The organism is Planktothrix sp. (assembly GCF_046067725.1).
Classification (GTDB): domain Bacteria; phylum Cyanobacteriota; class Cyanobacteriia; order Cyanobacteriales; family Microcoleaceae; genus Planktothrix.
The window spans coordinates 1-8,139 of the sequence record NZ_JBJUDF010000350.1 but is presented as its reverse complement, the minus strand read 5'-3'; the positions used below and the strand labels follow the sequence as shown (position 1 = coordinate 8,139).

Genomic DNA, 8,139 nt, shown 5'->3' with positions numbered 1-8,139 from the left:
CCTTTATATGTCAAAGCGGGTTCAATTATTCCCTTACAACCCGTGATGCAATATATTGATGAAAAACCGATTGATTGTTTAACCTTTAAGGTTTTTCCAGGGACAGGAGAGGGAATTTTATATGAAGATGATGGTCGTTCTTTTGAGTATGTTAAGGGAATGTATGCAACAACAAAATATCGACTTTATCAAGACAATCAAGAATTAATCGTTGAAATCGAACCCCGTCAAGGACAATGGACACCCCCAAACCGTGAAATTATTATTGATGTGGTGGGAGTGGGTGAACAACATTTTCAAGATGACGGTCAGGGGAAAATATTCAGGTTTAGTTTGATCAAGAATTAGAATGACCATTCTTTGAGAGAAAATCATGTTTTGAGGATAATTTCTATTGAGCAAAATGGAAGTATTTTAGATTGAGGTTAGCTTTTGATACCGAAATTACACATTTGTTGTACCTGGTAATAATCAATTATTTAAAAAACAGAAATAAAGGCTTGAAATAGAAGATATCAAGCCTAAAATTTTATCAATTAGTCTTTTTCATTAGTGGCTGACCAAATCAGTGCTATAAACCATCCGATAACTGTCCATCCTAAAAAGATGTTGAGCAAAAATATCGCGGTTGTATTTCTTTTGGACTTAAACAGAGCAATAATCCAGGGAAGAAAATACAATGCTAAGGAAGCTCCCACAGTTATAAGTTCTGTACCCGTCATGTTCTCAATGTCGCCCATCAATCGCTCCTAATTCAAAAGTTTTAATTATAGCAAAAAAATAATATATTATTTTTTTTTATAGTCAAGAAGGTTTCTGTAGGGTGCGTAAGCGTAGTGCACGCACCAAAACTTTATTAATCAATCAAAGTTGGTGCGTGTGGCTTCGCCTTACGCACCCTACGAATTTGTTTGAGGAATAGCAGAAAGTAAAGAACGTCACGTATGATTAACATCTTCTGAGGTTTTAAAAACTTCAGCAACATCAGGATCTCATGTAATGGTAATTAAAGATTCTGGATTTTGCTTATTGATAAGTCGAAAGCCAGTACAAGGGACAATTAAGCAATTGACCACAGCCCCAAGGGAATACCTAAGCTGTCAACCCTGTTTATATCAGGTTTACAGCCTCAGCATTAGAACTAGCAGTCCTAAAAATCAGAGTCATCCATAAAAAGTGGCACTCCAGGCAGTCTAATGATCTTTCAACTTCTGTAGATTTTTTTCATGGCAAGCAAAAACGGCTTCCGGTTCAAACTATTTACTACAGAGCATTAACCATGAAATCCAGAAATTTTTTAGCACTAGCCGCCCTCTTAGCAACTCTCAGCATTGCATCTCCAGTTGGTGCTACTGAATCTTCGGCAAACAAAAAAGAAAATTCGCTGAAAGTAACCTGTAATGTCAATAATGTTTTATCCAATCCAGAAAATTCGTCAAAAGATACAGTAACCTTTTTGGCTATTCTTCCAGAGGCAGCTACAAATAATTGGTTCGATGAAAAAAATATAACACCTGTTATCGGCATTCTTGGTGTCATTACCCCTATTCTTGTTTTTGTTGCTCAATACGGTAGTGATCAAAAATGGAAACTCAGAGAATTTACCACAAAAAAGTTCAAAGAATTTGAAGAAGCCCCAGAAACAATCAATGTTAAAAAAATGCTCAATAGCGAATCGAAATTAATCGATTTATTCCCAACAACACCTCTGGCTTCAAATCGGTTTATTTATGTTGATGATCAGATGTTAGATGATGCTTTAATCAGTTTTGATAATCCACAAGAAGAGTCAGATTATAACAAGAATTTAAACGAAGCTCAAATGCGATATCAAGAGAAAGCACAAAAGAACGATAAATATCCAAGAAAAGAAGAAAAACTATTAATCTATGCCGCTATCAGAGATAATTTTGACAGGTTTGCCGAATCCTTGCAACTTTTTGAATCCATGATTCAATCAGAAGCAATAAAAGAAAAGGATTTAGCACCTTATTTAGAGCCTTTATTTGATACAATCGAGCAAGCATCTAAAAGAACTAATTCCTCTAATATTTCAAAATATTTGGGTTTAAGCGAAAATCAAGAACAATTATCTGAAGTTCAAAAAAGCATCAAAAATTTAAGAAACCGTTATCCAAAGAACCCCCCCCAAGAAGAATCTAATCCCATGAAAAACCCTCACAAAAAATCGATGAATTATATCATCATGTGGTAGAAAAAAAAGGGTTATTACGATTCCCTTTGTTATAGAACTTTTGATGTACAAGTTAATATGAAATTCAGTGATAGATGCTACATATTCCCCCCTAACCTCGATTAAAAAGGGGGAATGTGTAGCAAACATTTAGGGATTTTATATAATCATTTTATAGTAGCCGCTACAATTCTAATAATCTTTATTTACCAATTATTTGTTTTTCATTTTCTAAATGAGCAGTTGCTATTAAATGATTCAATTCCTCTATTGCCATTAAAACCACACTTTCCCCTTCTGGACGATGAATAACAATAATATCTCGATTCGCCACAACTTGCTCACACAATTGAGTGATATTTTCCCTAGCATCTTCCCAAGAAATTTGATTAAATTTCATCAGATTTAGCTTTAATTTTTCCTCTAATTTAACCGGATTAGTAAAAATTTGATGAAAATGACTACTAAAATAAACTACTTCATAATCAGGTGATAATTCCTGATCTAACTGTTTCCATAAACTTAATCCTTCCCATTCAAAACGTTCTACTTCTTCCGGTGTAACTTCAGGAGAATCAGAAGGATCAGCCAAATTTAATCGTGCATCAAAAGCATCAGCCCAATTATACAAACGTTGAATAATTTCTTGACTTAAAGGTAAAGTAGCTAGATTAATGTTGCCAACCCTGTGATCTCCAGCCCACCATAACGGATCACAACCATAATCTGCCATTAGTTTAATTTTTATCGCCATTATTCATCACCTCTAATCAAAGTGAACTAGGATTAGCACCCACAATATAACCATTATCACTGATCGTTACAGCAATATACTGAATTTGACCATTAAAGTTAAATTCATAAATTGGTCTTGTCCTGATTCTAGGATTCTGATAGCGGATAAATACTCCTTGAAGAACAGCAGTCATGATTGCATCAGGAATTTGATCTTCAGAAATACCACGCTCTGCAAAATCAGCTTGATGTTTATCTAAAATATGAGCAAGCCCAGAAGATTTTGGCTGTACTTTTCCTTCCTCTAAAAATATAATTTTACCATCTTCCCTTTTAGCGATTCTTACAATCTTTTCAGGATTATGCTTGATTCCTCTGGCTTGAAGTTCTGCAATTAATTCAGCTTTTTGAGCTTCATAGTCTGGTTCTTGGCTCAATGGCGTACCTACTATAATCTTACAATTATAAGATAAGAGTATAATGGATTAAGAAGCGATCGCATCCCTCATGTCATGCTGAACGGAGCGCAGCTTAGTGAAGCATCTCTGGGGTTTAGGTTGAAATGCGATCGCACGAACATTAAGATTTAATTAGATTTAATTGCTTCTAAAACCAAATCAAAAGGGCTTTTTTGGTTCCCTGTAGAGCGTTTCATTGTCCTTTTATGGATAGCTAATAAATCTAGTAACTGTGGAGAATATTCTTTGGTTTTTCCTAATTTTTCCCATCTTAAATAATCTCCAACATCTTTTGATTTATCTTGAACATCAGGTTCATTATAAATCGACTCACTTTGTCCAACGGTCATGTATTCATCGACTAACTGTATTGCTGTTTCCAATAAAGCATTAGCAGCTATACTCTGCTCTGATTTAAAAAGCTTTAAAAATGCTTCAGTAATTTCATAGTTATTGATGTCGATTCCTGCATCTATCATCGAAGCTTTCAGTAAATCAATAACTATCATATAAAAAACAAATCGTGTATTTGTTCTTGTTTCTTTTCCTCTTCTTCCAAACTTATAAGTTTCATTAGCTGCTTTTTGTAATAGGTAAGCAGCATAAAAATCATTAATTCCAAATGGTTTCTTCCTAACCTCATCATCCATAATTTTTTTAAAAATAGACCCATTAGGAAGGAAATGAGAATTGGTTCCAAATGCTAATCCTGCTTCTCCTAGCCAGCCTGCTCCATAGACTTTAATCAAATCAAAAGCATTAGCCCATTCTTTCAACTGCTCAATATTAGGTTTTTGCTTTTGTAATGCTTTTTTAGAATCCCATCCTCCTCGTTGTATTTCTAAGAAGAAACCATATTTTTTCTCTATTTCTTTAGCCCATGTTCTAAAATCCTGTGTCAAAGCGAGAAAATCTTTTTCACTAACAACGTTCTGACTATTGGTGTATCGGGTTATTTTCGTCAGCATTTCTTCGCCTTCAGAAACTTTAACAATTTTAACAATTACAGTTCCCTGATCAGCTTTCTCTTTCCAGGATTGAAGCTTTGGCTTTGTTCCTGTTCCACCAGACTCTAGTTTATTAGATAACACTTCCCAAATAGTTTTTGTCGTTTGGCATCCATTAACGATATGAGGCTCAGTTAATTCAAATCCTGTTTTAATCTTCTCAAAGTTTTCAACAACTAGGGTTACACCATTATTATACAATCCAAAATTTTCAGGTTCGTCTTCAAGAGTCTTTTTTATGGCAGAATTAACCTTCCTCTTTGTCCCTAAAAATCGACGTACATTTTTATCATACAATTGATCTAAGTCTCCTGTTTGATCACGGTAATTCTTCATAAATTTATAAAGCTCTGTTAGTTTAACAGCACCTACAATTAACTTATCTCCCTTAGCATCTTTAGCATTTAACGGAATGTTAATTCGTGTCAAAATCGGTTCTTGTAAGCGTTGATATATAGTTTCAATAGAGACAGATTCAACATCAAAGAGTGTACCAATACGATTTATACCCATTGCTCGTATATCATTCAAAGCTCGTTTCTGTTCCTCATTTAAAGATTCATTAGTTGCGAAAACCAAAATTAACTTGTCTTTCTCTGATGACTGTTCTCGAAAATTAATAAGCTTTTCTAATAAATTTTTAGTGAGGGAAGAAAGATTTTGGCGTTTTCCATCCAAAGTATCAATAATTTTTTGAGCTTCTATTAAGAGTGTATCAGATCCTGAGAAAGCTGTTCCATATTTACTTTGAACTAAGTACCATGTATCTCCTTCCTCTGTTCCTTCATCGCTACCTTGTCCTCGACTGAGGTAAGCAATATCAATACCTCCATCGCCACTACCATCACAATAAAAAATATCCTCTGACGATTCTTCAATATCAAGCCATTGAGTAATTAATTTTCGAGCAAAACGCCGCCCTAACTCTACGGTTGAAGGCTCACCTTGGATAACATCTTCCAGCCACTCTTTACAAAAAGAAACAAAATTAATAGCTTCGCTCATATAGCAGTTCTCAATAATCTGATTAGAATTGTAACAAAAAAAGGTGGGCATAGCCCACCCTACAGAATAGAAAATTAAGCTCCGACGGCTTCTTTTGCCGCATACATCACTTCTAACGAAATCTCGTTTAAACCGCGTTCACGGGCGAATTTTTCGGTATTGCGTTTAACTCTACCTCGAACAAACCCCGGAACTTTATTCAGTTCGGCTTGCGCTTCTTTCGTCCAATTCAAATCAGAATCCGCCGAAATTCCTTTAGTAATGACTTCTTTCGTATCGTGTCCGCCAAAGATTTCTAATAGATGATCTTCCATTCCCAACGTAAAGGAATTATAGACTAAATCGGTAATTTGATTCGTGCCTTCATAGCCTAAAAAGGGTTTATAACCGATGGGGAAATTTTGAATATGAATGGGGGAGGCGATGACACCGCAGGGAATATCTAAGCGTTTTCCAACATGACGTTCCATTTGGGTTCCAAAAATAGCAGAAGGTTCAATGCGAGCAATCATATCTCCAATTTGAGCGTTATCATCACTGATGAGAATTTCATCGCAATATTCGCTGACTTGTTCCTTAAACCAATCTGCATCATATTTGCAATAGGTTCCCGCACAAACCACATGAATTCCCATCTCCCGCGCAAGAATTTTTGTCATCGCCGCAGCGTGGGTATTATCCCCAAACACAACAGCTTTTTTTCCGGTTAAATTCTGACAGTCAATGGAACGAGAAAACCAAGCCGCTTGGGAAACATACAGGGTTTGATTATCAATATATTCACTATAATCAACATCAGCCCCTTGAGCATTAATTACTTGTTGAATTTTGCGAATACAACGGGCAGTTTCCACCACACCCATCGGGGTAATATCGACAAAAGGAGTACCGAATTCTTCTTGTAAATATCCGGCTGCCATTAACCCTAATTCTCGATAAGGAACTAAATTAAACCAAGCACGAGGTAGGTTTTTTAAGTTATGAACCGATGCTCCTTCAGGAATCACTTCATTCACTTCAATGCCTAAATCTGCCATTAACCGTTTTAATTCGGTGCAGTCATGTTGGTTATGGAAACCCAGGGTAGACATTCCAATAATATTAACAGAAGGTTTTTCGGTTTTACCTTCGGGTAAATCGCCTTTTTTCTTAGCTTTTTCAATATAAAATTGAACGATTTGTTGTAACGTCCGATCAGCCGCTTGTAGTTCATTAACGCGATAATGATTAACATCAGCTAACATCACATCGCCTTTCGCATCCAGTTGAGCGCGTTCAACAAAATTTTGTAAATCTTCTTGTAAAATACTGGAGGTACAAGTCGGAGTTAATACAATTAAATCAGGATGTTCTTCTTGATCTTTTCTAACAATATTATTAACAACTTTTTCTTGAGATCCCCGCGCTAAAACGTTACGATCAACCACACTAGCCGTTACCGGGGTGTAGTCCCGTTCCCGTTCTAACATCGACCGCATTACGTTAAAGTAATCATCTCCTAAAGGAGCGTGCATGATAGCATGAACATTTTTGAAGGAACTGGCGATGCGAAGGGTTCCAATATGGGCAGGGCCAGCATACATCCAATAAGCCAATTTCATAAAGTCATTCTCCGTTGTTCAGTGATTAGGATAACCTTTTTTATCGTCTCAGAAATTGTCTGGATCGCGAGTCGTATTTATACTTAGCGATCGCATCCAGAAACTGGGTTTTTCTACCCAAAATCTGGGTTGTACAGTTGAGATCAGGGCTAAAAACCCAATTTCTTGAATCTATATCAGCATTTAGTTTGCCACTAAAACAATACTTTTATTGTTTAATTGCAATGATTCTTAAATTTTGAGCAATATTTTGTAAAATTGAATAGAAATGTTAAGTTTATTAAAGTAGGGCAACAATTATTAACAATGAGCTTAGACAAAATTATTGTTCCGTTGGATGTTTCCACTCAAGAAGATGCGATCGCATGGGTTGAAAAACTGCCTCAAGTTACCTTTTGGAAAGTTGGTTTAGAATTATTCGTCAGTTGTGGCCCCGAAATTTTAACTTATCTCAAAAATCAACAAAAACGCATTTTTCTCGATTTAAAATTTCATGATATCCCGAATACCGTTGCGGGTGCTTGTCGCGCTGCATCCCGGTATGGCGTTGATCTAATAACTCTTCATGCAACGGCAGGAAAAACAGCCCTCAAAGCTGCTCAAACAGCAGCCGAAGAAGGCGCAAACCAAGCTGGTTATCCCACCCCCAAATTAATCGCAATTACCTTATTAACCAGTTTAAATTCCAGAGATTTAGCGTTTGATTTAAAAGTGCCTTTAGAATTACCTGAATATGCTTTAAATATGGCATTATTAGCCCAAGAAAGCGGGTTAGCCGGGGCCGTTTGTTCTCCCCAAGAAGTCGCCCAACTGCGTCAAACCTGTGGTGATGAGTTTCTACTCGTTTGTCCAGGGGTTCGCCCCAATTGGTCAGAACGAGGTGATCAACAACGCACCTATACCCCCGCCGAAGCGATGAAAGCCGGGGCTAATTATCTAGTTATCGGACGTCCCATCACCGCTTCTGATGACCCGATAACTGCCCTACAACGCATTGTTGAGGAAATGAGTTAATCGTCGGGGCGGGAATACCCTGCCCCCATTCCTCTCAAAGTCCTAAATCAACAGCGACTCGATGGGCACAGGCGAAGCCGGAGAAGGCAACAGCGTTTAATCCTTGACCGGGGAAGGTGCTATCA

Annotated in this window: 8 protein-coding genes; 3 read left to right on the top strand and 5 right to left on the bottom strand. The window is 36.8% G+C overall.

Annotated features, from left to right (window positions below):
* Positions 1–348 (top strand): DUF5110 domain-containing protein (locus ACKPEB_RS21645; protein ID WP_408967087.1); only part of this gene is annotated, 348 nt, incomplete at its 5' end.
* 188 nt (positions 349–536) lie between these two features.
* Here ACKPEB_RS21645 and ACKPEB_RS21640 read toward each other — a convergent pair.
* Positions 537–722, bottom strand: coding sequence for a superinfection immunity protein (locus tag ACKPEB_RS21640; protein ID WP_408967086.1), 186 nt, complete (start codon positions 720–722; stop codon positions 537–539).
* A gap of 557 nt (positions 723–1,279) precedes the next feature.
* Between ACKPEB_RS21640 and ACKPEB_RS21635 the strand changes: the two genes are divergently transcribed.
* Positions 1,280–2,215, top strand: coding sequence for a hypothetical protein (locus ACKPEB_RS21635; protein WP_408967085.1), 936 nt, complete (start codon positions 1,280–1,282; stop codon positions 2,213–2,215).
* Positions 2,216–2,396: 181 nt separating this feature from the next.
* On the opposite strand, the gene ACKPEB_RS21630 is transcribed toward ACKPEB_RS21635, so the two are convergent.
* From ACKPEB_RS21630 to bchB, 4 genes are all read right to left on the bottom strand, one after another.
* A complete protein-coding gene (locus ACKPEB_RS21630; RefSeq protein WP_408967084.1) occupies positions 2,397–2,948 on the bottom strand; it encodes a type II toxin-antitoxin system Phd/YefM family antitoxin in 552 nt (183 codons plus the stop codon).
* A 16-nt stretch (positions 2,949–2,964) separates the two neighbouring features.
* Positions 2,965–3,366, bottom strand: a complete 402-nt coding sequence (locus ACKPEB_RS21625; RefSeq protein ID WP_408967083.1) for a hypothetical protein — start codon at positions 3,364–3,366, stop codon at positions 2,965–2,967.
* Between the two features lie 149 nt (positions 3,367–3,515).
* Complete coding sequence (locus tag ACKPEB_RS21620; protein ID WP_408967082.1) at positions 3,516–5,399, bottom strand: AIPR family protein; 1,884 nt, start codon at positions 5,397–5,399, stop codon at positions 3,516–3,518.
* 74 nt (positions 5,400–5,473) lie between these two features.
* Positions 5,474–7,000, bottom strand: a complete 1,527-nt coding sequence (bchB, locus tag ACKPEB_RS21615; RefSeq protein WP_408967081.1) for a ferredoxin:protochlorophyllide reductase (ATP-dependent) subunit B — start codon at positions 6,998–7,000, stop codon at positions 5,474–5,476.
* 306 nt (positions 7,001–7,306) lie between these two features.
* On the opposite strand from bchB, the gene pyrF reads away from it, so the two are divergent.
* Complete coding sequence (gene pyrF / locus ACKPEB_RS21610) at positions 7,307–8,014, top strand: orotidine-5'-phosphate decarboxylase (protein ID WP_408967080.1); 708 nt, start codon at positions 7,307–7,309, stop codon at positions 8,012–8,014.
* Positions 8,015–8,139: the final 125 nt, after the last annotated feature.

Excerpts from the sequence above, each read along its gene's own strand:
- ACKPEB_RS21640 (WP_408967086.1), bottom strand. The coding sequence starts at position 722 with ATGACGGGTACAGAACTTATAACTGTGGGAGCTTCCTTAGCATTGTAT.
- pyrF (WP_408967080.1), top strand. The coding sequence starts at position 7,307 with ATGAGCTTAGACAAAATTATTGTTCCGTTGGATGTTTCCACTCAAGAA.
- ACKPEB_RS21635 (WP_408967085.1), top strand. The coding sequence starts at position 1,280 with ATGAAATCCAGAAATTTTTTAGCACTAGCCGCCCTCTTAGCAACTCTC.
- ACKPEB_RS21630 (WP_408967084.1), bottom strand. The coding sequence starts at position 2,948 with ATGGCGATAAAAATTAAACTAATGGCAGATTATGGTTGTGATCCGTTA.
- ACKPEB_RS21620 (WP_408967082.1), bottom strand. The coding sequence starts at position 5,399 with ATGAGCGAAGCTATTAATTTTGTTTCTTTTTGTAAAGAGTGGCTGGAA.
- bchB (WP_408967081.1), bottom strand. The coding sequence starts at position 7,000 with ATGAAATTGGCTTATTGGATGTATGCTGGCCCTGCCCATATTGGAACC.